This is a genomic window from Sinomonas mesophila, assembly GCF_001999765.1.
Lineage (GTDB): Bacteria > Actinomycetota > Actinomycetes > Actinomycetales > Micrococcaceae > Sinomonas > Sinomonas mesophila.
The window spans coordinates 43,707-66,424 of record NZ_MTIC01000008.1 but is presented as its reverse complement, the minus strand read 5'-3'; the positions used below and the strand labels follow the sequence as shown (position 1 = coordinate 66,424).

General features: G+C 73.9%; 18 protein-coding genes. 11 read left to right on the top strand and 7 right to left on the bottom strand.

Features of this window, described 5'->3' with window-relative positions:
• Window positions 1-13: 13 nt before the first annotated feature.
• Genes BV907_RS13665 through BV907_RS13655 form a run of 3 tightly spaced genes read right to left on the bottom strand, consistent with a single transcriptional unit; the run spans window position 14 to window position 3,466 of the window.
• The gene (locus BV907_RS13665) at window positions 14-1,711 is read right to left on the bottom strand and encodes an LCP family protein (protein WP_077490295.1); all 1,698 of its coding nucleotides are present in this window, start codon (window positions 1,709-1,711) and stop codon (window positions 14-16) included.
• Window positions 1,712-1,739: 28 nt separating this feature from the next.
• Window positions 1,740-2,327: a 5-(carboxyamino)imidazole ribonucleotide mutase gene (purE, locus tag BV907_RS13660; protein WP_077490294.1), complete on the bottom strand. Its 588-nt coding sequence runs from the start codon at window positions 2,325-2,327 to the stop codon at window positions 1,740-1,742.
• A complete protein-coding gene (locus BV907_RS13655; protein ID WP_245827996.1) occupies window positions 2,324-3,466 on the bottom strand; it encodes a 5-(carboxyamino)imidazole ribonucleotide synthase in 1,143 nt (380 codons plus the stop codon). The genes purE and BV907_RS13655 overlap by 4 nt, the downstream gene beginning before the upstream one ends.
• Before the next feature lie 172 nt (window positions 3,467-3,638).
• Here BV907_RS13655 and BV907_RS13650 point away from each other — a divergent pair, with 172 nt between their 5' ends.
• A complete protein-coding gene (locus BV907_RS13650) occupies window positions 3,639-4,208 on the top strand; it encodes a GtrA family protein (protein ID WP_077490292.1) in 570 nt (189 codons plus the stop codon).
• Between the two features lie 10 nt (window positions 4,209-4,218).
• Here the strand turns inward: BV907_RS13650 and BV907_RS13645 are convergent, their stop codons facing one another.
• Window positions 4,219-4,944, bottom strand: a complete 726-nt coding sequence (locus BV907_RS13645; protein ID WP_077490291.1) for a TIGR03089 family protein — start codon at window positions 4,942-4,944, stop codon at window positions 4,219-4,221.
• 497 nt (window positions 4,945-5,441) lie between these two features.
• Here BV907_RS13645 and BV907_RS19360 point away from each other — a divergent pair, with 497 nt between their 5' ends.
• From BV907_RS19360 to BV907_RS13630, 3 genes are read left to right on the top strand one after another with little or no spacing between them, the layout of a single operon-like run.
• A complete protein-coding gene (locus BV907_RS19360) occupies window positions 5,442-6,014 on the top strand; it encodes a WhiB family transcriptional regulator (protein WP_077490290.1) in 573 nt (190 codons plus the stop codon).
• A complete protein-coding gene (locus BV907_RS13635) occupies window positions 5,960-9,532 on the top strand; it encodes a glycosyltransferase family 2 protein (RefSeq protein WP_077490289.1) in 3,573 nt (1,190 codons plus the stop codon). Before BV907_RS19360 ends, BV907_RS13635 begins: the two co-directional genes overlap by 55 nt.
• Complete coding sequence (locus BV907_RS13630) at window positions 9,516-11,108, top strand: DUF5719 family protein (RefSeq protein ID WP_077490288.1); 1,593 nt, start codon at window positions 9,516-9,518, stop codon at window positions 11,106-11,108. The genes BV907_RS13635 and BV907_RS13630 overlap by 17 nt, the downstream gene beginning before the upstream one ends.
• Window positions 11,109-11,135: 27 nt before the next feature.
• Here the strand turns inward: BV907_RS13630 and BV907_RS13625 are convergent, their stop codons facing one another.
• Window positions 11,136-11,663, bottom strand: coding sequence for a metallopeptidase family protein (locus tag BV907_RS13625; protein WP_245827982.1), 528 nt, complete (start codon window positions 11,661-11,663; stop codon window positions 11,136-11,138).
• A 157-nt stretch (window positions 11,664-11,820) separates the two neighbouring features.
• Here BV907_RS13625 and BV907_RS13620 point away from each other — a divergent pair, with 157 nt between their 5' ends.
• The 5 genes from BV907_RS13620 (at window position 11,821) to BV907_RS13600 (ending at window position 16,610) form a co-directional block, all read left to right on the top strand.
• The gene (locus BV907_RS13620; RefSeq protein ID WP_077490287.1) at window positions 11,821-12,207 is read left to right on the top strand and encodes a DUF3499 domain-containing protein; all 387 of its coding nucleotides are present in this window, start codon (window positions 11,821-11,823) and stop codon (window positions 12,205-12,207) included.
• A gap of 66 nt (window positions 12,208-12,273) precedes the next feature.
• On the top strand, window positions 12,274-12,534 hold the full coding sequence (locus BV907_RS13615; RefSeq protein WP_077490286.1) for a Trm112 family protein: 261 nt from the start codon (window positions 12,274-12,276) through the stop codon (window positions 12,532-12,534).
• Complete coding sequence (gene ahcY / locus BV907_RS13610) at window positions 12,531-14,012, top strand: adenosylhomocysteinase (protein WP_077490285.1); 1,482 nt, start codon at window positions 12,531-12,533, stop codon at window positions 14,010-14,012. Before BV907_RS13615 ends, ahcY begins: the two co-directional genes overlap by 4 nt.
• Before the next feature lie 249 nt (window positions 14,013-14,261).
• Window positions 14,262-15,494: a L,D-transpeptidase gene (locus tag BV907_RS13605; protein WP_245827981.1), complete on the top strand. Its 1,233-nt coding sequence runs from the start codon at window positions 14,262-14,264 to the stop codon at window positions 15,492-15,494.
• Between the two features lie 120 nt (window positions 15,495-15,614).
• Window positions 15,615-16,610, top strand: coding sequence for a TIGR01906 family membrane protein (locus BV907_RS13600; protein ID WP_245827980.1), 996 nt, complete (start codon window positions 15,615-15,617; stop codon window positions 16,608-16,610).
• Window positions 16,611-16,706: 96 nt separating this feature from the next.
• On the opposite strand, the gene BV907_RS13595 is transcribed toward BV907_RS13600, so the two are convergent.
• The gene (locus tag BV907_RS13595) at window positions 16,707-18,245 is read right to left on the bottom strand and encodes an AMP-dependent synthetase/ligase (RefSeq protein WP_077490283.1); all 1,539 of its coding nucleotides are present in this window, start codon (window positions 18,243-18,245) and stop codon (window positions 16,707-16,709) included.
• 111 nt (window positions 18,246-18,356) lie between these two features.
• A complete protein-coding gene (locus BV907_RS13590) occupies window positions 18,357-20,018 on the bottom strand; it encodes a dolichyl-phosphate-mannose--protein mannosyltransferase (protein ID WP_077490282.1) in 1,662 nt (553 codons plus the stop codon).
• Window positions 20,019-20,026: 8 nt separating this feature from the next.
• Here BV907_RS13590 and rsmI point away from each other — a divergent pair, with 8 nt between their 5' ends.
• Window positions 20,027-20,992, top strand: coding sequence for a 16S rRNA (cytidine(1402)-2'-O)-methyltransferase (gene rsmI / locus BV907_RS13585; protein ID WP_077490281.1), 966 nt, complete (start codon window positions 20,027-20,029; stop codon window positions 20,990-20,992).
• Between the two features lie 198 nt (window positions 20,993-21,190).
• The gene (locus tag BV907_RS13580; protein WP_077490280.1) at window positions 21,191-22,684 is read left to right on the top strand and encodes an NAD-dependent succinate-semialdehyde dehydrogenase; all 1,494 of its coding nucleotides are present in this window, start codon (window positions 21,191-21,193) and stop codon (window positions 22,682-22,684) included.
• Window positions 22,685-22,718: the final 34 nt, after the last annotated feature.

The following is a 22,718-nucleotide window of genomic DNA, read 5'->3' as shown; positions in this document are numbered from 1 at the left end:
GAGGCTGGCGGTGTCAGAGGGGTGTGCATTCCCCGTTGCCGGCGACGATCGCCGTCAGGAGGTCGTTCTGTCCGGTGGTGAAGAGGTGGTTGAGCCGCTCCGCCGTGACGGGCACGCCGTCCGGGCCGATGTCGTTGTACGGTCCCTCGGGTACGAGGACAGGCGCCGCGAGGGCAGGCGCCACGAGCCCGGGGACGGCGAGCCCGACGCCGCCCGCGAGCCCCGTGCCGCCCGCGAGCCCCGTGCCGCCCGCGAGCCCCGGGCCGCCGGCGTGCGGCGCCGTCGTGCGCGCCTGGGCATGCGCCGAGTCCCTCGAGCCGTCAGCGGAGGGCGACGAGTCGCCCGCCGAGCCCGTGCTCGCTGACACCACCTCGTCGACCTTGGCATGGATCGCCTCGAAGTCGGGGTAGGTGGGGAAGGAGGCGTCGAAGTCCGGCGGGCCGATCACGAGGCGGTTCACGGGCTCGCCCTTGCCCTGGAGGGCGAGGTCCACGAAGCTCCCGAGCTGGGTCGAGGAGATGTTCGACTCGACGACCTTCGTCCCGGCGTCCGCGATCTCCTGGAACTTGGTCAGCACGCTGGCCGGGTTGAGCTGGTTGATCATGGCCTGCTGGATGCACTGCTGCCGGGCGATGCGGTCGTAGTCGCTCGCGAACTCGCGGCTGCGCCCGTACCAGAGCGCGTGGAAGCCGTCGAGGGTCTGCTCGCCCGGGGCGATCCATCCCTCGGGCTGGGCGTGGGTCCCCGCGTCGTCCAGGGACGCGCCGCTGATCGGGACCCAGCCGCCGGCCTTGACCCGCACCCCGCCGAGGGCGTCGATGAGCTGTTCGAAGCCGCCCATGTCCACGATGACGTAGGCCTGGATCGTGAGGCCCAGCGTCCCGGAGACAGCCTCCATCGTGGCCTGCGCGCCGGGATCATCCGAGCCGGGGTAGAGGTCGCGGTAGTTCTCATTGACCTCGGTGTTGATCGCGTTGATGAGGCACGCGTCGCCGCAGCTGTAGCCGTTGGGGTAGACCTCGAGCATGGGCGAACCCTCGGCGAACTGGGCGTTCTGCAGGTTGCGGGGGATCGAGATGAGGGCCGTGCGGCCGGACGTGGCGTCGACGCTGACGACGGAGAGGCTGTCCGGCCGGCGGCCGAGCCGGTCGGCGCCGGCGTCCCCGCCCAGGACAAGGAAGTTGTACCGGCCCTCCACGGGATCGATGGCCGGCCCGCTGCCGAAGATGCTGCCGATCGCCCCGCGGCCGACGCCGATGAGGTACGCCGCGTAGGCGAGGCTCCCGCTCGTGAGGATCATCGAGGCGACGAGGGCGACGACGATGACGGGCCGCATGCGCCGCGCGAGGAGCGGGACGCGGATGAGACGCAGGGTGTCGAGGAACAGGGCGGCCCACGCCACGGCGAGCAGCACGAGGACCGCGATGACAGCGAGCGAGATGACCGGGTGCGTGACGATCGTCAGCGCCGCGGCCCGGTTCACGAGGCTGACGACGAGCACGACCAGGAGCACGGCCCACGCCGCGAGCGTCACGGCGAGGGCCCGGCGGCCTGCCCGGCGGCTGCCCGCCACGAGCTGGGCGCTGCCGGGCAGGACGACGGTGAGGACCAGGAGCATGACCGCCCGCTTGGTCAGAATCGACGGCGGGGCCGTCTCCGGGTAGCGGATCGGCTCCGTCTGGTGCATCCGGCCGGGGCTGTGCAGGGCCATGCTCCTCCTCGGTGTCCTGGCTGCTGCCCTAGCGGGCGCTCCGGGCCTGGGCGTGGTCCGCTGAGAAGACGTCCGCGACCTTGAGCCGCAGGGCCTCGCCCTTGCGGGTGGCCGTCGCGTTGAGCTCCGCGGCGAAGTCCGCGAGCTCGACGGCGAGCCGCTCGCCGAGCTCGTCAGGCGCCGAGGCGAGGAGCCGGACCGCGAGGAGTCCGGCGTTGCGCGCGCCGCCGATCGAGACGGTTGCGACAGGCACGCCGGCGGGCATCTGCACGATCGACAGGAGGGAGTCCATGCCGTCGAGCGTCTTGAGCGGCACGGGGACGCCGATCACGGGGAGGGTCGTGACGGAGGCCAGCATGCCCGGGAGGTGCGCGGCGCCGCCCGCGCCGGCGATGATCGCGCGGAGCCCCCGCTCGCGGGCGCTCTTGCCGTACGCGATCATCTCCTCCGGCATGCGGTGCGCCGAGACGACGTCGGCCTCGAACGGGATGCGGAACTCAGCGAGGACGTCGGCCGCGGCCTCCATGACGGGCCAGTCCGAGTCCGAGCCCATGACGAGCCCGACAAGGGGCTGGGCTGCTGTCTCGTGCGTGCCGTGCCCTGCGGGCGTGCTCATGCGTTCTCCTGGGTCGTGGCTTCTGTGGGGGCGGGGGCTCCGTCGCGGACGATCGCGGCCACGCGGGCGGCGCGGGCGCGCAGGTCCTCGGGGTCGGAGCCGGGCCCGCCGACGAGGTTGACGTGGCCGATCTTGCGGCCGGGGCGCACGGACTTGCCGTACGCGTGGACCTTCGCCCGCGGGTCAGCGGCGAGGGCCGCGGGATAGGCGCTGTAGAGGTCCTGGTTCGCGCCGCCGAGGTAGTTCTTCATGACGGCCCAGTCGCCGAGGACGTCCGTCGCCCCGAGGGGAAGGCCCAGGACGGCGCGCAGGTGCTGCTCGAACTGGCTCGTGACCGACCCGTCCTGTGTCCAGTGGCCGGTGTTGTGCGGCCGCATCGCCAGCTCGTTGACGAGGAAGCCCGCGCCGCGGCCGGGCGTCTCGAAGAGCTCGGCGGCCATGACGCCGGTCACGCCGAGCTCCTCGGCGATGCGCAGGGCTGCCGTCTGGGCCGCCTGGGCGACCTCCGGGTCGAGCCCCGGGGCGGGGGCGATGACCTCGTCGCACACGCCGTCGACCTGGATCGTGTGGACTACAGGCCAGGCCCGGGACGCGCCGTCCGGCGTGCGGGCCACGAGGGCGGAGAGCTCGCGGGAGAACTCGACCAGCTCCTCGGCCAGAAGCGGAGTCATGGTGCCGAACCAGTCGATGGACTCCTCGGCGTCCGACGGCGAGCGCAGCACGCGCACGCCCTTGCCGTCGTAGCCGCCGCGCGGCGTCTTGAGCACGACCGGCCAGCCGACCCGCTCGCCGAACTCCACGAGCTCCTCGACGTGGTGCACGGCCGCCCAGCGCGGGTTCGGCAGGCCGAGCTCCTCGATCGCGGCGCGCATCCGCAGCTTGTCCTGCGCGTGCACGAGGGCCGAAGGACCGGGCTGGACGTTGACGCCCTCGTCGATGAGCTCCGCCAGGTGCTCCGTGGGGACGTGCTCGTGGTCGAAGGTCAGGACGTCGACGCCGCGGGCGAACGCGCGGAGGTCCTTCAGGCTGCGGTAGTCGCCCACGGGGGCGGTGGGGACGGCGGGGACGGCCGAGACGTCCTCCGCTTCGGCGAGGACGCGCAGTTCGAGGCCGAGGGCAGTCGCGGCGGGGGCCATCATGCGGGCGAGCTGGCCGCCGCCGACGACACCGATCACAGGAAAACTCACCCCCACAGCCTACCCAACCGGCCGCGGGCCCTCGGCCCCCTCCAAGGGGGCGGCGGTACAATTCACGAGCCCCGTGCCGCGTCTGGCGTGCCTGCGGGGGACCGGACACCACCTGTGGAGGATCATGATCAGCACCATCTCCGATCGACTGCGCGGCCTCGTCTCGCTCTTCTGGCGTGAGGTCGCCAAGTTCGGAACGGTCGGCGGGATCGCCTTCGTGATCGACTCGGCAGTGTTCATCTGGCTGCTCAACGGTCCGCTCCACAGCGGCGAAGTGTGGGCCAAGTCGCTCGCGACCGTCGTCGCGAGCATCTTCTCCTGGGTGGCCAACCGCTATTGGACCTTCCGCCACCGCAAGCAGGCCAACGCCGTACGCGAGGCCATCATGTTCGCGATCATGAACGGCATCGGCCTGCTCATTGCGGCCGGCTGCGTGGGCTTCACGAAGTACATCCTCGATATGACGGACAAGGTCTCGATCTTCGTGGCGGGATCGATCGTCGGCCTCATCCTCGGGACGATCTTCCGCTTCTTCGCCTACCGCTTCTGGGTCTTCAACGAGGAGCTCGACGCCGAGCCCGGCTTCGAGGGCGACCACGAGCTCATCGAGCTCCACCACCACCACGCGGAGCACCGGGCTGCGTCCGGCGCCCCGGAAGCGACCGTCGAGCGCGGGGCCGTGGACGGGGGCTGACCCGCGCCGCTCAGCCCGTGACCTGCTCGATCCGGCGGAGGTGCTCGGTGGCCTCGACCTCGGGGTGCAGGAGGACTGCCGAGCCGTCGGCCGCCCACGCGCCGAGGAGGCCCGCGAGGACGGCGGGGAGCCCGTCGCCCGCCGTGATCAGGACACGGGCCCCGGACGGGGTGGGCGTCGCGAAGCCGCTCAGGAGCGAGGACTGCGTGAAGGACCCGTCCTGGGTCCTCAGGGCCTCGTCGCCGGGGGCGGGCACGTCGAAGGGGTCGAAGGAGTCCGCGAACTGGCGCACGAGCGCCGCGTAGTCGAGGGCACCACCGGGCAGGGGCCCGGGGTAGGCCGTCTCGAGGGCCCCGAGCGCGACGGCGATCAGGCTCCCGCCGTGCGCCGCCGCTCCCCCGGAGGGAGCGTCCGAGGAAGAGGTTCCCGCGGCGCCGGGCGGGCCGACAAAGGTGACGTCCGCGTCGCCGTCGTCCACGATGACCGCGCCAGCCTGCCACGCCGCGAGGGCGACGACGGCTGTCTTCCAGTGCGGGGGCAGGCCGAGGCGCACCCGGGTGCCCGGCTCGGCGTCGAGCTCTTCGGTGAGGAAGTTCGACGTCTTGGAGACCCAGTTGTCCAGGACGCGGCCGGAGAGCTCCACCCGCTCGCCGCCGGGGCCGTACCAGGTGAGCCGCGGGGCGCCCGAGTTGCCGCTGCGCAGGTGGTGGAGCAGGTCGAGGATCGTGGAAGCCATGGACCCCATTCTTGTCCGTCTCCCTGCCTGCGCGGAACGGTGCGGCGAACGTCGCGAAATTGCGCCGACGGGAAACGCGGGGAATTTGCAGGCTCGTGGGCTGTGGAACGGGCGGGGAACTCTTCCGGGAGTGAGCGCGTTGGCCCCGTTGCCGGGAGTGCTTCTCTCGGGTTTTGCCCCCGTGACGGGGTAATTCCCGCGCCCCGCATATTGTCCGCGACTCCCGCGGGACCGCGGGCCCGTTGCGCCGTCTCCGGCGCCCGAGCGACGTCTTGGCGTGTTGCCTCGGAAAAGGCGGCGGCCGCATCGCTAGAATTCGCCGCCGCGGCTTGACGCGGCCGGACTTACAAGCATGTAATTAGCAGGGACAGTAATTACGCCGGCGGTCCTCGGATGAAGCGTTCATCCGGTGGACTGGGGGGACCCGGCACCGGGATTCCTCCCGGCGCTGGTCAACTGCGGCACGCCCAGCAGAAGACGACCCGAGGAGGAGCACCGTGGGACAGGCGGAGCGTATCCACTATGAGTCGGCCGTTGCGCGAGAGGCATCGGCTACGTATCGGTCGAGGGGGATTCCTGCGGACTGGTATGTCGACCCGGCAGACCCGGAAGCACGTGAGAGGTACACGGCCATGTCCGTGCAGTCGCTCGAGGATGCGGCGACGGCCTTCCTCACGGCGCACGAGGACGACGAGCCCGAGGACCTCGACGACGATGCCGAGGAAGACGCTGAGGAAGACGCCGGGGACGACGCCGTCGAGCGCGCCCTCGCGCTCCTCGCAAGCCCGGAGCGGCACGGGGTCCAGCCCGTCCTGATCGGCCTGGCGCAGCCGGGCGAGCCCGAAGAGGGCGAGCTCGCGTGGCAGGCGGACGCGCTGTGCGCCCAGACGGACCCGGAGGCGTTCTTCCCCGAGAAGGGCGGATCGACCAGGGACGCCAAGAAGGTGTGCGGATCCTGCGCCGTGCGGGCCCAGTGCCTCGAGTACGCCCTCGCGAACGATGAGCGCTTCGGGATCTGGGGCGGTCTCTCCGAGCGCGAGCGCCGCCGGCTGCGGAAGCGGGCGGTCTGATCCTGGAGTCCGTCAGCGTCACCGCCGTCGTCGTTGCGCACGACGGCGAAGCCCACCTTCCAGCGACCCTCGCCGCTCTCGCGGCCCAGACCCGCCCCGCGGACGCGGCCATCGGCGTCAATGCCGGCTCGCGGGACGGCTCAGCGGCCCTCCTGCAGGGCGCTCTCGGCCCGGAAGCCCTCGTGGTCTCCCGGGGCCCGGGCGGCTTCGGCGGGGCGGTGAGCCGGGGCCTCGGGATGCTCTCACCCGCGGGGCCCGACCCCGCGGCCGAGTGGGTGTGGCTCCTGCACGACGACTCGGCGCCCGCCCCGGACGCGCTCGCGGAGCTGCTTGCCGCCGTCGAGCGCGCCCCGAGCGTCGCCGTGGCCGGCTGCAAGCAGCTCGACGCGGACGAGCCCCGTCGGCTCCTCGACGTCGGCCTCTCCGTGAGCCGCTGGGCCGAGCGGCTCGCGCTCGTCGATGTCGACGAGCAGGACCAGGGCCAGCACGACGCCCGCAGCGACGTCTTCGCCGTGAACTCGGCGGGGATGCTCGTCCGCCGCGACGTGTGGGAGCGGCTGGCGGGCTTCGACCCCGCGCTGCCCGCGACGGGCGACGACGTCGACTACTGCTGGCGCGTGCGCCTCGCCGGGCACCGGGTCGTCGTCGTCCCCTCGGCCCGCATCTACCGCGCCCAGCGTCCCCACGCGGCGGGCACGGCCTACTCCGCGCGCCGCGCCGAGGTGTACTCGCGGCTCAAGCACGCGCCCCTGTGGCAGCTCCCGTTCCAGTCCATCGGGGCGCTCCTCGGCGGGCTGTGGCAGCTGCTCGCCGGGATCATCCTCAAGGAGCCCGGTCTCGGCGCCGCGCGCCTCGGGGCGAGCCTCGCGGCCCTCGCGGCCGTCGGCCCGCTGCTGCGGGGCCGGCGCCGCGCGGCCCGCACGCGGACCGTCTCCCGCTCGATCCTGCGCGCACTCGCGACCTCCCGCGCGGAGATCTGGGCGTACCGCCGAGCGCTCCTCGAGTCCGCCGCCGCCGAGTCGGACTCGGTCGTCGGCGACGGCAGCGGCAGCGCGGATGGCCCTGACGAGCCGACGGGCGACTCCCAGCACGACTTCGCGGCCCTCGCCGTGGCGACCCGGGTGTGGGTCGGGACGGGCGCCCTCGTCGCCGCCGGCGCCGCGCTCCTGGCCTCGGCGATCGCGCTCGCGCCACTCCTCGGCGCCCCGGCCGCCGCGGGCGGCGCCCTCCTCCCCGTCTCCGAGGCCATCCCCGACCTCTTCGCCCACGCGACCGGCTGGTGGACGCAGGCCGACGCCGGCCACCCCGGCCACGGCGACCCCTTCGGGCTCCTCCTCGTCCTCCTCGGGCTCCTCGGCTTCGGCGACGGGAACCGGGCGGTCGTCGTCGCCCTCCTCGCGGCAGCGCCGCTCGCGGCCCTCGGGGCGTGGGGCCTCGCGGCGTCCTTGACCTCCCACCGCTCGCCCCGCGCGCTCGCAGCCCTCGTGTGGGCGTCAGCGCCCGTCCTGCTCGTCGCCGTCGGTCAGGGCCGGCTCGGCGCTGTCCTCGCGCATGCTGCTCTGCCGTGGGCGCTCCTCGGCATGCTGCGCGCCGTCGGCGCCGCGCGCGTGCGCGGCACTCTCGGGCCGGACCGCGCGCCCCGGCCCGGATCCGGGGGGGTGCCGTCGTGGACGGCCGCGGCAGCCGGCGGCCTTGCCCTCGCCGTCGTGACGGCGGGCGCGCCGTCCCTGCTCCCCCTCGCGGCAGGGGTCGTCCTCGTCGGGACCGTCGCCCTGCGGTCCCGGGCCCGCTCGCTCTGGTGGACGCTCGTCCCCTCCGTCGCCCTGTTCCTGCCGGTGTGGTTCTCCGCCCCGGAGGATCCACGCGCGTGGATCGCCGACCCCGGGGTTCCGCTCGCCTCGGCGCCCGCGGCCCCGTGGCAGCTCGCGCTCGGCCAGCCCGCCGCCTTCGACGCCGGCGCAGGGCTGGCGGGCATCGGCTGGCTCCCCGCCGGCATCCCCTGGTCCCTCGTCGCGGCCCTCGCTCTCGGCGCCCCGGTCCTCGCCGGCGCCGCCGCGTCCGCAGTCCTCCTGCAGGGGCGGCGCGGCGCGGCCGCCCGCGCGCTCGTCGGCGCCGGCGTGCTCGCCCTCGCCTACGCATGGGCCGTCTCCCGCATCCCGACCGCCGTGTCCGGGGACAGCCTCGTGGCGCCCTTCGCGGGCCCGGCGGTCGGCGCGGGGATGCTCGGCTTCCTCGCCGCCGCGGTGCTCGGCGCCGACCGGGTCCTCGAGCACCGCCGCGCCCTGGCCGCCAGGCCCGCTTCGCACCCCGGCGACCGGCGCCGCCTCGCGGCCGCGGCCGGCGCGGCCGCCGCGCTCGCCCTGGCCGGCATTGGCCCGGTCGCGGCCCTCGCGCACTGGGCATCCGCGGGCGTCCTGCCCGCCGCCGAGCCCACGGCAGGGCTCGGGCCCGACCTCCTCCTCGCGCCGTCGCGCGAACGCACCCTCCCGGCCACCGCCTCGGACCTCGGCGTCGGGACCCAGCAGACCCGCACGCTCGTGCTGCGCACGACCGACGGCGGCGGGGTCGTGGCCTCGCTCATGCGCGGAGGCGGCACAACCCTCGACGCGCTCTCCGCGGCCGCCTCGGCGAGCCGCATCACGGGGGAGTGGGGCGAGGAGCGCATCGCGGACGACGACGCCGCCGACGCCTCCGTCCGCGGGGCGGCCGCCACCATCGCGGCAGCCCAGGGCGTGGACCCCGGCGCCGCGCTCGAGGACCTGGGCGTCGGCTTCGTCGTGCTCCAGGAGCGCGACGCCTCGGACGCCCTGCTCGCCTCGCGCGTCGACGCCGTCCCCGGGCTCGTCACCGTCGGCCGGACCGACGCCGGCTGGCTCTGGCGCGTGACCCCGCGTTCCGGCGAGGCCGCGGAGGGCCTCGCCATCGCCCACCGGGCCCGGATCACTGACTCGCGCGGCAGGACCCTCGCCTTCGTCCCCTCGGGGCCCGAGCGGATCTCGGCGGACATCCCGGCGGGCGCCGAGGGCCGGCGTCTCGTGCTCACCGAGCGTTCCAGCACGGGGTGGGCCGCGAAGCTGGACGGCCAGCCCCTCCCCGAGGGGAGGGACTCTGCCGACGGCTGGGCCCAGGCGTTCAAGCTTCCCGCCGCCGGCGGGCGCCTCGAGGTCCGCTACACGCATCCTGCCGCGGGGCCCCTCGGCCTCATCGCCGCGGTCGTCCTGGTCGTGACCCTGCTCCTGTCCGTCCCGGCCCGCACGCGGCGCAGCGCGACGACGCCGGGACTCGGCGGGGGGTCTCTGCGGGTCGAGCTCGCCGCGAGGGCCCGCGCCGCCCACGCGGCGCCCGGGCCCGCCCGGCGCGCCACGGGCCCCGCCCGGAAGGAGACCCGGCGCGGCCCGGGCGCGGGGCACGACGCCCCGCGCGGGCAGGGGGCCAGCGCACTCGACGACATCCTGCCCGAGACCCGGCAGACCGCCGCAGAGGGGAAGGAGGCCCGCGGCCATGAAACCCGCGTCTGAGGGCACCGCCCGGAAACGCCGCCGAGTCCGGGCGGCCGTCTCGTCCGCCGTCGGCACGCTCCTCGTCGCCGCCGGGGCCGGGCTGGCCGTCGCCGGTTCGGCGCTGCCCGCGCCGTCGTCCCTGTCGCCGGGTGCGCCGCGGGCCGCCGAGGTGCCGGCGGGCAACACCGTGCGCACGTGCCCGGGGCCAGCGCGGCTGCTCGAGGGCACGCCCGTCGCCGGGGACGCGCAGTTCAGCCCCGTGAGCACGACGGCGGAGAGCTCGCTGAGCGCCGTCATCCCCTCCTCGGCCACGGGAGCCATCCCGCCCGGCACGCTCGAGACCCCGGACGGGGACGTGCTCCGCACCGTCGATGAAAATCTCGCCGACACCGGCGGCGGGTCCCTGCCCCGGGCCTCGGTCATCCCGCGCGAGGCCGTGGACGCCCCCACCGCCCTCGACGTGGACGCCGAGGGCGGCCGGGCGTCGTCGGCCGCGGCGCTCTTCCGCTTCTCGGCCGGCGACGGCGACCTCAGGGGCCTCGCCACGGCCTCGTGCACGCCGCCGTCGAACGACCAGTGGCTCGTGGGCGCCTCGACCCTCGTGGGCCGCACCTCCGTCCTGACCCTCACGAACACGAGCGGCACGCCGTCGACCGTCGACCTCGAGTTCTTCGGGGACGCCCGCCTCGAACAGGCGCCCCCGGGCAGCCGCGGTCTGCAGGTCGCCCCCGGGTCGTCGAAGTCGGTCGCGCTGGCGGGCTATCTGCCCGGGCAGTCGAGCCTGTCGGTGCACGTGCGCAGCCGCGGCGGCCCCGTCGCCGCCTCGGTCCAGCAGTCCACGCTGCGCGGCCTGACCCCGGGCGGCGTCGAGTTCATCACGCCGGCCGTCGCGCCGGCGACCCGCCAGACCGTGACCGGGATCGAGCTCCAGGACCCTGACCGTGCCCGCGAGCTCGCCTCCCGCAGGGGCTTCGCCGACGCCGGGGCGTCCGTCCAGCTCACCGTCCCGGGCGCCGTCGACGCCGTCGTGCAGCTGCGCGTGTACGGGCGGAACGGGCCGGTCGCCCTGCCGGGCGGCGGCGTCGTGACTGCCAAGGCTGGCGCCGTCACGACCGTCTCCCTCGCCGGGCTGCCGGCGGGGACGTACTCCGTCTCGGCGGCCGCCGACGTGTCCTTCACCGCCGGCGCCCACGTCCCGCGGGGGCTCGACGCCGCCGAGCCCCTCGACTTCGCCGCGCCAGGGGCGTCCGTCCGCCTCGGCGACACCCACGTCCTCCCCGTCGGAAGCCTCGGCTCCCGCTCGATCGTGCTCGGCGTTCCCGAGGGCCGCGCGCAGATCCGCGCCGTCCCCGTGACCGAGGACGGCCGCCAGCACCCTGCCGTCACGATCGACGTGGCGGGAGGGACGACGGCGGTCCTCGACGCAGCGGACTCGCTCGACGGATCGCCGGTGGCCGGCTACATCGTCTCGGCGTCCGGGGACCCCGCCTTCGGATCGCTCCTGACCCGGGGCGACGGGAACCAGATCGCCGGGGCGGCCTTCGTCGGGCCCGTCGCCGGGTCGCAGTCGCTCCCCGTCACGCTGGGGCACTGAGGGCGGCCCGGTCCAGCCGGTGCCTGGTCAGCGGAAGCGGTAGTAGGGGTCGAGCGTCTCGGGGGCGACGTTGAGCATGAGGGCCGTGTACTCCACGACGACGTCGTGCACGAGGTCCTGGAGCTCGGCCTGGGTGCCCGCGGCGGTCTCGACGACGCGGCGGTAGACCGTGATCCGAGGGGCCCTGCCCCGGCCGCCCGGGGTGAAGTGTCCCTGCGGCGGCCGCCCGCCGTCGCGCAGGAGCTGCTCGAGTCCCGGGGGGATCTCCTCGACGGCGTACTCGACGCCGTCGAGCTCGGAGCCCCGGATGTCCTGGAGCCGGTCCGCGGCGTCGAAGACCCAGTCCTCGAAGCGCTCGGCCCGAGTCCGGCTCGCGGGGAGGACGGCGGGGAGGATCTCGCCGCGCAGCCCCCGGCCATGCCGGTTCCGGCGCCGGCTGCGGAAGCCGCGGCTCTGGCCCGCCCCCGGCTCTCCCGCGGGGGGAACGGGCCGGATGCTGAGGCTGTGCCCGGGGAGGGGTTCCCGCGGCGCCGCCGGAGACGAACGATCCTGCATACATCGACTGTAGTCGCCCTCGGGCCGACCGGCGAGCCGCTCACCCCGGCCGGGCCGCCCGAGCGGGGCCCGGGACCTCAGGGGGAGCGCGGCGCGGAGGCCCTGTGCAGGGGTCAATGCCCGCGGTTCGTCCCGGCGGGCGGTAGGGTTCTGTGCCGTGGGCCCACTACGCCATTGTTCTCGATCTGCCTGCCGCCAGGCTGCGGTGGCCACGCTGACCTACGTCTACGCCGACTCGACGGCGGTCCTCGGCCCGCTCGCGACGTTCGCGGAGCCCCACAGCTACGACCTCTGTGCCGCCCATGCCGAGCGCCTCACCGTCCCGAGGGGCTGGGAGGTCCTGCGGCTCGCGCTCCCGGCGGGCACCCCCGTCGCAGCGGACGACATCCTCGCGATCGCCGAGGCCGTGCGCGAACCCGAGCCCGTCCAGGCCGCCGAGGAGCCCCCGCCCGCCGAGCGCGGCCCGCGCGCCCCGCTCGAGCCGCCGGCCCCCGGCGAGGCGATGACGCGCCGGCACCTCAGGCTCCTGCGCGAGCCCTCCTGAACCGCTCGCACTGGACGCCCTCGCGCCCGGACCGACCGCGCTGCACGCGGCTGTAGGCTAGTGCGCATGCCGAATCTCAGCCCCTCGCTGCTCGCCGTGCTGCGGTGCCCCGTGACGGGATCAGCCCTCGTCCAGGACGGCGACGAGCTCGTCGCGACCGCCCCCGGGCCCGACGGCGCCGCGCCGCGCTACGCGATCGAGGACGGCATCCCCGTCCTGCTTCCGCCGGAGCACCTGCAGGCCGCCCAGAGCGCAGGCAGCGGCCAGCACGGTCCCGGCATCCCCAGCGCCCAGCACGACGACAGCACCGCCCAGGAGCACGCATGACCCTCGAGTACAAGGTTGCCGACATCTCCCTCCACGAGGCAGGCCGCCACCAGATCCGCCTCGCTGAGCACGAGATGCCCGGCCTCATGGCCCTGCGCGAGGAGTTCGGCCCGTCGCAGCCGCTCGCGGGCGCCCGGATCGCCGGGTCCCTCCACATGACCGTCCAGACCGCGGTGCTCATCGAGACGCTCACCGCGCTCGGCGCTGAGGTCCGCTGGGCCTCGTGCAACATCTTCTCGACCCAGGACGAGGCCGCGGCCGCCGTCGTCGTCGGCGACGGGACCCCGGAGGATCCCCAGGGCGTCCCGGTCTTCGCGTGGAAGGGAGAGACCCTCGAGGAGTACTGGTGGACCGCCGAGCAGATCCTCACGTGGCCCGGCGCCGCGGAGGATCCTTCGCTCGGGCCGAACATGATCCTGGACGACGGCGGCGACGCAACCCTGCTCGTGCACAAGGGCGCCGAGTTCGAGGCGGCCGGGGCTGTCCCGCAGGCCTCCGCGGACGACCCGGAGGAGTACCGGATCATCCTCGACGTCCTGCGCGCCGGCCAGGCCAGTGACCCGAAGAAGTGGACCCGCGTCGCCGCGGGCATCAAGGGCGTCTCGGAGGAGACGACGACGGGCGTGCACCGCCTCTACCAGCTCGCCGAGCAGGGCAAGCTCCTCTTCCCGGCGATCAACGTCAACGACGCCGTGACGAAGAGCAAGTTCGACAACAAGTACGGCATCCGCCACTCCCTCCCGGACGGCATCAACCGGGCGACGGACGTGCTCATGGGCGGCAAGGTCGCCGTCGTGTGCGGCTACGGCGATGTCGGCAAGGGAGCGGCCGAGGCGCTGCGCGGCCAGGGCGCGCGCGTCGTCGTGACCGAGATCGACCCGATCTGCGCGCTGCAGGCCGCCATGGACGGCTACCAGGTGGCCCGCCTCGAGTCGGTGCTCGGGCAGGGCGACATCTTCATCACGACCACCGGCGGCAAGGACATCATCCTCGCCGAGCACATGACCGCGATGAAGGACAAGGCGATCGTCGGCAACGTCGGCCACTTCGACAACGAGATCGACATGGCGGGTCTGGCCAAGGTTCCCGGCGTCCGCAAGGTCGAGATCAAGCCCCAGGTCCACGAGTGGGTCTTCCCTGCGGCGGACGGGCGCCCGGAGCGCTCGATCATCCTGCTCTCCGAGGGGCGGCTCATGAACCTCGGGAACGCGACGGGCCACCCGTCGTTCGTCATGAGCAACTCCTTCGCGAACCAGACGATCGCCCAGATCGAGCTGTGGACCAAGCACGACCAGCCCGAGGCCGAGCGCGAGTACGGCAACCGGGTCTACGTCCTGCCCAAGGTCCTGGACGAGAAGGTCGCGCGCCTGCACCTCGACGCCCTCGGCGTCGAGCTCACGGAGCTGACCAAGGACCAGGCGGAGTACCTCGGCCTCGACGTCGCGGGCCCCTACAAGCCCGACCACTACCGCTACTGAGCGGAACCGGGCAGGACAGTGCGCCCCTTGCGCGCTGCCCACAGCCGCCCGCCCGCAGGCGTGCCCCGATCGTGCCCGGACAGCATTCCGGGCGTGACCGGGGCACGCGTGCTGCTGCCTTACGCTTGAATGAGTCATTTCGAGCCGATCAGGGGGACAGCACTGTGGGACAGCACCGTACTGTGCACGGACACGCCGGGACCGGGCCTTCGGGGCAGCCGGGGCGCGAGGCCGCCGCGGGCAGGCCCCGTGGCTGAGCGCCGGCGGCTGGGCCGAGGCTCCAAGATCGCCCTCGCCGCCCTGCTCGTCGTCGGCGTCCTCGGCGGGGCCGCCGGCGTGGCGACCGCCCCCACGTGGGCCCGCCCCGCGCCGTCGTCCGAGGCCGGCAGCCCGCTCCGCACGGAGCCGGGGCTCGTCGTCCCGGTCATCAAGCCGCTCGAGCTCGGCGTCACGCCCACCGACGGCGCGCAGGAGGTCAATCCGGCCATCAGCCCGCAGGTCAAGGCCGTCAACGGGACCGTCGAGTCCGTGCGGCTCGTGGACGCGAACGGCACCGTGGTGCCGGGGGAGACGAGCGCGGACGGCTCGACGTGGACGGCCACGGGCGCCCTCGAGTTCAACATGTCCTACACCTACGAGTTCACGCTCGCCGACGGCGCGGGGCGCACGACCACGAAGAAGCAGTCGTTCCACACGGTCACTGCCGCGAACGAGGCCGATGCGGCGGTCTTCCCGCGCACCGGCGCGACGGTCGGGACGGGCCAGCCGATCCAGATCACGTTCAGCGAGCCGGTGATGAACAAGGAGGCCGTCGAGAAGGCCGTGACCGTGGCCTCGACCTCCAACCAGCCCGTGCGCTGGCACTGGTACAGCGACAGGATGGTGCGCATCCGGCCGGAGACCTTCTGGGCGGGCAACGCGCAGGTGACTGTTTCGCTCAAGCTGTTCGGCGTCGAGTTCGGCGGCGGCATGGTGGGCAACTTCGACGCCGAGGTGAGCTTCACGACCGGCCCCTCCCGGCTCGCCGTGGTGGACGACGCGACCAAGACCATGAAGGTGTTCATCGACGGGGCCCACGTCAGGACGTTCCCCGTCACCCTCGGCGATCCCGACTGGCTCTCGCCCACGGGCTACGCCGTGATCATGGAGCAGCAGCGCCACTCGAACTTCAACGCGGGCAGCATCGGCCTCAAGCCGGGGGACAAGGGCTACTACCCGCCGCTCACGGTCGAGCACGCGAATCGGCTCACGACCTCGGGCGTCTATGTGCACCAGGCCCTCGAGTCGGCGATCCCGTATGTGGGCGTGCGGAACGTCTCGCACGGCTGTGTCGGGCTCCTGCCCGCGGACGCGGCCTGGTTCTTCGCCACCTTCAAGCCCGGCGACGTCGTCCAGACGCTCAACACGGGCGCGCCGGCCGTCGAGCCGCTCGAGGGCTGGGGCGACTGGAACATGGACTGGGCCACGTACGCGAAGCGCTGACAGTAACGCTTCGGCCACACGTGCATGCCGTGCCCGGGAGCCACGGCGGCCAACGGGTACGGTGGAGTCAGACCATGCTGACCGAGGTCCCTGGAGGGCCGTGACTGGACGGTGACTGTGTTGACCGACAAACGATCCGGATCAGAGCCTGGGACCGGGTTCGACGAGTCCCAGGACAGCGACGAGCCCGCCTTCGAGTGGATGCGCGGGGACGCGCGCGTCGGCCGGCATGCGGCACCCCCGGCCGGCGGGAGGGGCGGGGCCGACGGGCAGGCCGCGGCCGGCGCCGACGGGCTCGATGCCCCCGGGTCGGAGAGGATTGAACCCTCGCCCACGGGCATGCTCAATGCCCGCCCGCCCGAGGAGGACGTGCAGCGGCGCAGCGCCGAGCGCGACGCCGCGGCCCGGGCCAAGCCGATCGCCCCTCGCGTCCTCCAGGTGCTCATGGCGGCGCTCTTCCCGTTCCTGATCCTCATCGCCGCCGTGCGGATCGTCGCGAGCCCGCTGTTCCTGTGGGCCGAGTACCACAGGCCGGGCTTCCCGGGCGACGGCTACGGCTTCTCCGCCGACGACCGGCTCACCTACGCCTCCTACGCCGTGGACTACCTCGCCAACCTGTCCTCGTCGCGGTACCTCGGCGACCTCGTGTTCTCGAACGGGGACCGGCTCTTCACGTCCGGGGAGGTCAGCCACATGGCGGACGTCAAGCTTGTCGTCCTCTCCGCCTACGGGGCCGGGGCCCTGGTGCTGCTCTTCTTCATCCTCGCCTTCTTCGGGCTCCGCAAGGCACGCGGCGCGTTCGGGCGCGGCCTCTTCGCCGGGTCCCTCGTGACGGTCGGCCTCATCGCCGCCCTCACGGTCCTCGCCTTCCTCGGCTGGGAGCAGTTCTTCACCGAGTTCCACCGGATCTTCTTCGCTGACGGCACGTGGACCTTCCGCCTCGAGGACACGCTCATCCGGCTCTTCCCGGGGCAGTTCTGGATGGATGCCGCCGTCACGGTCGGCGTCCTGGTCCTGCTGACCTCGGTGCTCGTGTCGATCTTCTGCTGGCCCACGCCCAAGCGGCGCGCCTCGCGCGCCGGGGCGCCGGTGGTCCCTGAGGGCGCCGAGTCCTAGTCGGCGTAGAGACGTCCTCGACGGCGTCGGGGAACGCCGCGAGGACCGACTGCCGGCGCAGCTTGAGCGACGGCGTGAGGTCCCCGTCCTCGAGGCTCAGAGCTCGGACTCGCGCAGCGCCTCCTCGAGCGGGCCGGGCACGACGTTCTTGCCGCCGGCGGTCACGAGGATGTCCTTGACCCGTCCCGTGATCCTCAGGTACCCGTCCGCGTCGAGCTGCCCGAGGTCGCCCGTGGCGAGGAAGCCGTCCGGGCCGAAGGCCTGGGACTCGGGCGAGCCGGGCGCGGCCCCGCGGTAGCCGGCGGCGACCCCGATCCCCTTCACGAGGACCTCGCCGGAGTCGGAGATGCGGATGGCGGTGCCCGGCACGGGGCGGCCCACCGTCCCGACGCGCGTCGCCTCAGGGGTGTTGACGGTGCACGGTGCCGTGGTCTCCGTGAGCCCGTAGCCCTCGAGCACCGTGAGGCCGACCCCGCGGAAGAAGTGCGCGAGCGCGGGGCTCAGGGCGCTGGCGCCCGAGACGATCGTGGTCAGGCGGCCGCCGAACGCGGCGCGGAGCTGGCCGTAGACGAGGCGGTCGAAGACGGCGTGGCGCACGCGCAGCCGCCGACCGGGCCCGTCGCCGAGGCCCGACGCCGCGTCGTCGAGTGCCTGCGAGTATTCGCGGGCTGTGCGGGCGGCGCGCTCGAACACGGCGGCACGCAGCCCGTGCGACGCCCGCGCATGCGCCCCGGCATAGACCTTCTCGAAGACGCGCGGCACCGCGAGCAGGAACGTGGGGCAGAACGTGCCGAGGTCCGCGGCGAGGTCCGCCTGGCGGGAGTGGCCGACGACGACGCCCGCCGCCACGCAGGTGACCTGGACGGCGCGGGCGAGCACGTGGGCGAGCGGCAGGAACATGAGCGTCCGCGCGCCGGGCCCGACGACGGAGGGCAGGTGCGCGCGGAGGTTCACCGCGAGCAGGGCGAGGTTGCCGTGCGTGACCTCGCAGCCCTTCGGCCGCCCCGTCGTCCCGGACGTGTACACGAGCGTCGCGACGGCGTCGAGCCCGGCGGCCGTCCGGTGCCGCTCGAGCTCGGCCTCGCTCACCCCGAGCCCCGGCCCGGCGAGGCTGCGCAGCGTCGCGCCCTCGCCGTCGTCGGCCATGACGGTGATGGGCAGCAGCGTGTCTGCGAGCTGGGGGTGGCCGTGAACGGCGTCCTCGACCCGGCGGGCGAGGTCCGCGTCCTGGACGAAGACGCGTCGGGCGCCCGAGTCCGCGAGGATGGACGCGATCTGCGAGGCCGAGGAGGTCTCGTAGACGGGCACCGGGACGCCGCCGGCGAACCACACGGCGAAGTCGACCAGGGCCCACTCGTAGCTGCTCGCCGAGACGATGGCCACGCGGCCGCCCGTGTCGAGGCCGCTCGCGATGAGGCCGCGGGCGAGGGCGCGCACCTGGTCGAGGAACTCCGCGGCGGTGACCGCGGTCCACCCGGCGTCCGTGCGGCGGGCGAAGAGCTCGGCGTCGGGGGCGGACGCGGCGCGCTCGAGGAGCAGGTCCGTGACGTTGACGGACGGGTCGAGGCCGGCGACGGCGTCCGTGGCCTCCTCACGTCGCGGGGAGTCAGTTCCGTGGACGTCCTGGGCGCTCATGTGCCCTCTCCTTCCTGCATGCCCCCCGCGGTCCTGTAGGCGCGCTGCGCCGCGTCCCATCCTGCCACTCGTGCTGCCGCCGGAGCTTCCCGGCGCTGCCATCGGCGCTGCCTACGTCCAGCTGGGCATCCACATCCGCAGGCGCCATTCGAGGTAGGGGATGGGTTCGGCGTTCCAGATCGGCATGAGGTATGCCGAGACGGCGAGGACGGAGAGCAGGAACACGCCGACGGCGAGTAGGCCGGCCTGGCGCCGCCACGCGGGGTCCGCGCGCCGGCCCAGCAGGAGTCCGAGCGCGAGGGCGAGGGCCAGGACGAGGTAGGGCTCGAAGGCCACGGAGTAGAACGCGAACATCGTCCGGGTCGGGTACAGGAACCACGGCAGGTACCCCGCCGCGATTCCCGCGAGGACCGCCCCGGCGCGCCAGTCGCGGCGGCCCACCCAGAGCAGGGCCGCGATCCCGAGCGCGATGGTCCCGCCCCACCAGACGAGCGGGTTGCCGACCGAGAGGACGGTCGAGGAACAGTGGTCGGTCCCGCAGGCCCCCGCCGGCTCGGTGTAGTAGAAGGACGTGGGCCTGCCCTGCACGAGCCAGCTCCACGGCGTCGAGGCGTAGGGGTGCGGCGAGGACAGGCCGCTGTGGAACGAGTAGGCCTCGGCGTGGTAGTGCGCGAGCGAGCGGACGGCCTCGGGGATCCAGGCCCACGCGGGGTCGGGGTGTTCGGCCGCCCATGTGCGGAAGTAGCCGATGTCCGAGGCGAACCAGCCGCACCACGAGGCCGTGTACACGGCCGCCCCGAGCAGCACGATGCTCGCGAACGCGCCGGGGGCGTCGCGCAGGACTGCGGCCGGGAGCCAGCCGTGGATGCCCGCCACGCGTCGGGCCGAGGCGTCCCAAAGCACGGTCAGGAGCCCGAAGACGGCGACGAACGCGAGTCCGGACCACTTGACCCCGACGGCGAGCCCGAGGCACACCCCGGCGGCGAGCCGCCACCAGCGCACGCCGAGCCACGGCCCTCCGGCGAGCGCCGCGGGCCCCAGCCGGCCGTCCGGGCCGGCGAGCGCGCCCAGCCGCGCCGCGAGCCGCCGTCGCCCGTCCTCGCGGTCCAGGAGCAGGGCGCAGAAGGCCGCGAGCACCCAGAAGGAGAGGAAGATGTCCAGGATCCCGGTGCGGGACAGCACGATGTGGTGCCCGTCGACGGCGAGCAGCAGCCCGGCGGAGGCAGCGAGCGTGTGCGAGCGGAAGAGCCGGTGGGCGGCCCAGGCCGTGAGGATGACGGAGAGCGTCCCGACGAGGGCCGCGGTGAAGCGCCAGCCGAACGAGCTGCCCGGCCCGAAGATCGCCAGGCCGAGCGCGATCATCCACTTGCCCACGGGCGGGTGGACGACGTACTCCGGAGTCTCGAGCAGCCCGCTCGTGTCGCCGCGGACGAAGAGGTCGTTGGCCTTCTCGGCCCAGTTCCGCTCCACGCCGGAGACGAGGAACGAGTAGGCGTCCTTGACGTAGTAGGTCTCGTCGAAGACGAGCGCGTGGGGGCGGTCGAGCGACGTGAACCGGATGATCCCCGCCACGAGGCCCACGGCGAGCGGCACGAGCCAGACGAGCAGCTGCTCGCGCCGGGCCAGCTCGCGCCACGGCGTGAGGGGGCCAAGGAGCCGCTCCCGCAGGGCGTCCGCGGCGCCGCGCCCGCCAGATGGGCTGGGGTCCACGAGCCACTCGCGGCGCGAGTTCCAGCCGTGCGAGGGCGGGCGGGTCTGCGTCGGGGTGCTCATCCCGGCCCATGCTACCCGCGCGGGGTGGCTGGCGTAGGCTGGGGCGCGTGCAGCAGCCCGAGGCCCTCGACCCCGATCCCCACGCCACCGCGGGAGCCGAATCGGCGGACGACGCCGGCGCGCACCGCGCGCTCCCGGGCAGCGGCGGGGCCGTGGTCCTCGCCGCGACGCCGATCGGCAACCTCGGCGATGCGAGCCGCCGTCTCGTCGAGTTCCTCGCCGAGGCCGACGTCGTGGCCGCCGAGGACACCCGTAGGCTCCAGCGGCTCGCGAGCGGCCTGGGCGTCCGGCCGCGCGGCCGCGTCGTGAGCTACCACGAGCACAACGAGGCGTCCAAGACCCAGGAACTGCTCGAGGAGGTGCGCGCCGGCCGGACCGTGCTGCTCGTGACCGACGCCGGCATGCCTGCCGTCTCAGACCCGGGCTACCGGCTCGTCGAGGCGGCCGTCGCCGAGGACCTCACCGTCACCTCGCTCCCCGGCCCCTCGGCCGTCCTGACCGCCCTCGCGCTGTCGGGCCTGCCGACGGACCGCTTCTGCTTCGAGGGCTTCCTGCCGCGCAAGGCGGGGGAGCGGGCACAGCGGCTCGCCGAGCTCCGGGGCGAGCGCCGCACGATGGTCTTCTTCGAGGCGCCGCACCGGCTCGGGGCGATGCTCGCTGCGGTGGCCGAGGTGTTCGGCGCCGAGCGTCGGCTCGCCGTCTGCCGCGAGCTCACCAAGACGTACGAGGAGGTCCTGCGCGGCGCCGCGGGGGAGCTCGCCGCGTGGGCCCAGGCGCACGAGGTCCGCGGCGAGATCGCCGTCGTGGCGGAGGGCGCGCCCGAGGCCGCGCCCGCCCGCACCGAGGACCTCATCGCGAGCGTCGAGTCGCTCGTCGCGGCGGGAACGCGGCTCAAGGAGGCCGTGGCGCTCGTGGCCGAGGAGGCCGGGGCCAGCAAGCGCGAGCTGTACGCGGCGGTGCTCGCAGCGCGGTAGCCTCCGTGTCGTCCCCCCTCGCCTTGGGACAGCCGGGGGCAAAAACCCCGGAATTCCGCGGAAGCTGATTGTGCAGATGTCCAGTTGCGCCCTCGGATCGTGGTGGGGCCATACATGGACATGCGCAAGCGCGCGGGCCTAGCGTGGAAGCAGTCCACCCACGCTCGCCGGTGAGCGTGCTGCGAAAAGGAGCCCGACGTGTCCGAGAACACTGCTGTCACCCGTGAGCGCGAGCAGGAGCTGCTCGCGTCTGTTCCGACCGGCCTGCTGATCAACGGCGAGTGGCGCGAGGCCACCGGCGGCGGCACGTTCGCCGTCGAGGACCCGGCCACCGGCGCGACGCTCCTCGAGATCGCCGACGCGACGAGCGAGGACGCGCTCGCGGCGCTCGACGCCGCGGACGCCGCCCAGGCCGCATGGGCCCGCACGGCCCCGCGCGAGCGCGCAGAGATCCTCCGCCGCGCCTTCGACCTCGTGACCGAGCGCGCCGAAGACTTCGCCCTGCTGATGACGCTCGAGATGGGCAAGCCGCTCGCCGAGTCCCGCACCGAGGTCACCTACGGCGCCGAGTTCCTGCGCTGGTTCTCCGAGGAGGCCGTGCGCGACTACGGCCGCTACCTGACCACCCCCGAGGGCAAGAACAAGATCCTCGTGACGCGCAAGCCGCTCGGCCCCTGCCTGCTCATCACGCCGTGGAACTTCCCGCTCGCGATGGCCACGCGCAAGGTCGGCCCCGCCCTCGCGGCAGGCTGCACGGTCATCATCAAGCCGGCCAAGTTCACGCCTCTCACGACCCAGCTGTTCGCTGGCGTCCTCGTTGAGGCCGGTGTGCCGGCAGGCGTGGTCAACGTCGTGTCCTCGTCGAGTGCCTCAGGCATCTCCGCGCCGCTCATGAAGGACCACCGGCTCCGGAAGATCTCCTTCACGGGCTCGACGCCGGTCGGGCGCCGCCTGCTCGCCGACGCGTCGCAGAACGTCCTGCGGACCTCGATGGAGCTCGGCGGCAACGCCCCGTTCATCGTGTTCGAGGACGCGGACCTGGACAAGGCCGTCGAGGGCGCCATGGCCGCCAAGATGCGCAACATGGGCGAGGCCTGCACGGCCGCCAACCGCTTCCTCGTCCAGGAGTCCGTCGCCGAGGAGTTCACGGCAAGGTTCGCCGAGGCGATGGGCGCGCTCAAGCTGGGGCGCGGCACCGAGGCGGACTCGAAGGTCGGTCCGCTCATCGACGGCGGCGCGCGCAAGGACGTCCACGCGCTGGTGACCGAGGCCGTCGAGTCCGGCGCCACCGTCGCCACGGGCGGCGCCCCGGTCGAGGGCGAGGGCTACTTCTACGCCCCGACGGTGCTCGCGAACGTACCGAACGACGCCGTGATCCTGCAGAACGAGATCTTCGGCCCGGTGGCCCCCGTGACCACGTTCGCCACCGAAGAGGACGCGATCCGCCTCGCCAACTCGAGCGAGTACGGCCTCGCCTCGTACCTGTACACCCGCGACTACGCCCGCATGTTCCGCGTGGCCGAGCATCTCGAGTTCGGCATGGTCGGCTTCAACGCCGGAGTCATCTCCAACGCGGCGGCCCCGTTCGGCGGCGTCAAGCAGTCCGGCCTCGGCCGCGAGGGCGGCGCGGAGGGCATCGCGGAGTACACGACGACGCAGTACATCGGCATCGCGGACCCCTACGCGCAGTAGCAGCGGCAGCCGGCCACAACGCCGCATCGCGACA

What these genes read in the sequence shown, in the direction of transcription:
- BV907_RS13665 (WP_077490295.1), bottom strand. Translation starts at nt 1,711, where the DNA reads ATGGCCCTGCACAGCCCCGGCCGGATGCACCAGACGGAGCCGATCCGC.
- purE (WP_077490294.1), bottom strand. Translation starts at nt 2,327, where the DNA reads ATGAGCACGCCCGCAGGGCACGGCACGCACGAGACAGCAGCCCAGCCC.
- BV907_RS13655 (WP_245827996.1), bottom strand. Translation starts at nt 3,466, where the DNA reads ATGATGGCCCCCGCCGCGACTGCCCTCGGCCTCGAACTGCGCGTCCTC.
- BV907_RS13650 (WP_077490292.1), top strand. Translation starts at nt 3,639, where the DNA reads ATGATCAGCACCATCTCCGATCGACTGCGCGGCCTCGTCTCGCTCTTC.
- BV907_RS13645 (WP_077490291.1), bottom strand. Translation starts at nt 4,944, where the DNA reads ATGGCTTCCACGATCCTCGACCTGCTCCACCACCTGCGCAGCGGCAAC.
- BV907_RS13630 (WP_077490288.1), top strand. Translation starts at nt 9,516, where the DNA reads ATGAAACCCGCGTCTGAGGGCACCGCCCGGAAACGCCGCCGAGTCCGG.
- BV907_RS13625 (WP_245827982.1), bottom strand. Translation starts at nt 11,663, where the DNA reads ATGCAGGATCGTTCGTCTCCGGCGGCGCCGCGGGAACCCCTCCCCGGG.
- BV907_RS13615 (WP_077490286.1), top strand. Translation starts at nt 12,274, where the DNA reads ATGCCGAATCTCAGCCCCTCGCTGCTCGCCGTGCTGCGGTGCCCCGTG.
- ahcY (WP_077490285.1), top strand. Translation starts at nt 12,531, where the DNA reads ATGACCCTCGAGTACAAGGTTGCCGACATCTCCCTCCACGAGGCAGGC.
- BV907_RS13595 (WP_077490283.1), bottom strand. Translation starts at nt 18,245, where the DNA reads ATGAGCGCCCAGGACGTCCACGGAACTGACTCCCCGCGACGTGAGGAG.
- BV907_RS13590 (WP_077490282.1), bottom strand. Translation starts at nt 20,018, where the DNA reads ATGAGCACCCCGACGCAGACCCGCCCGCCCTCGCACGGCTGGAACTCG.
- rsmI (WP_077490281.1), top strand. Translation starts at nt 20,027, where the DNA reads ATGCTACCCGCGCGGGGTGGCTGGCGTAGGCTGGGGCGCGTGCAGCAG.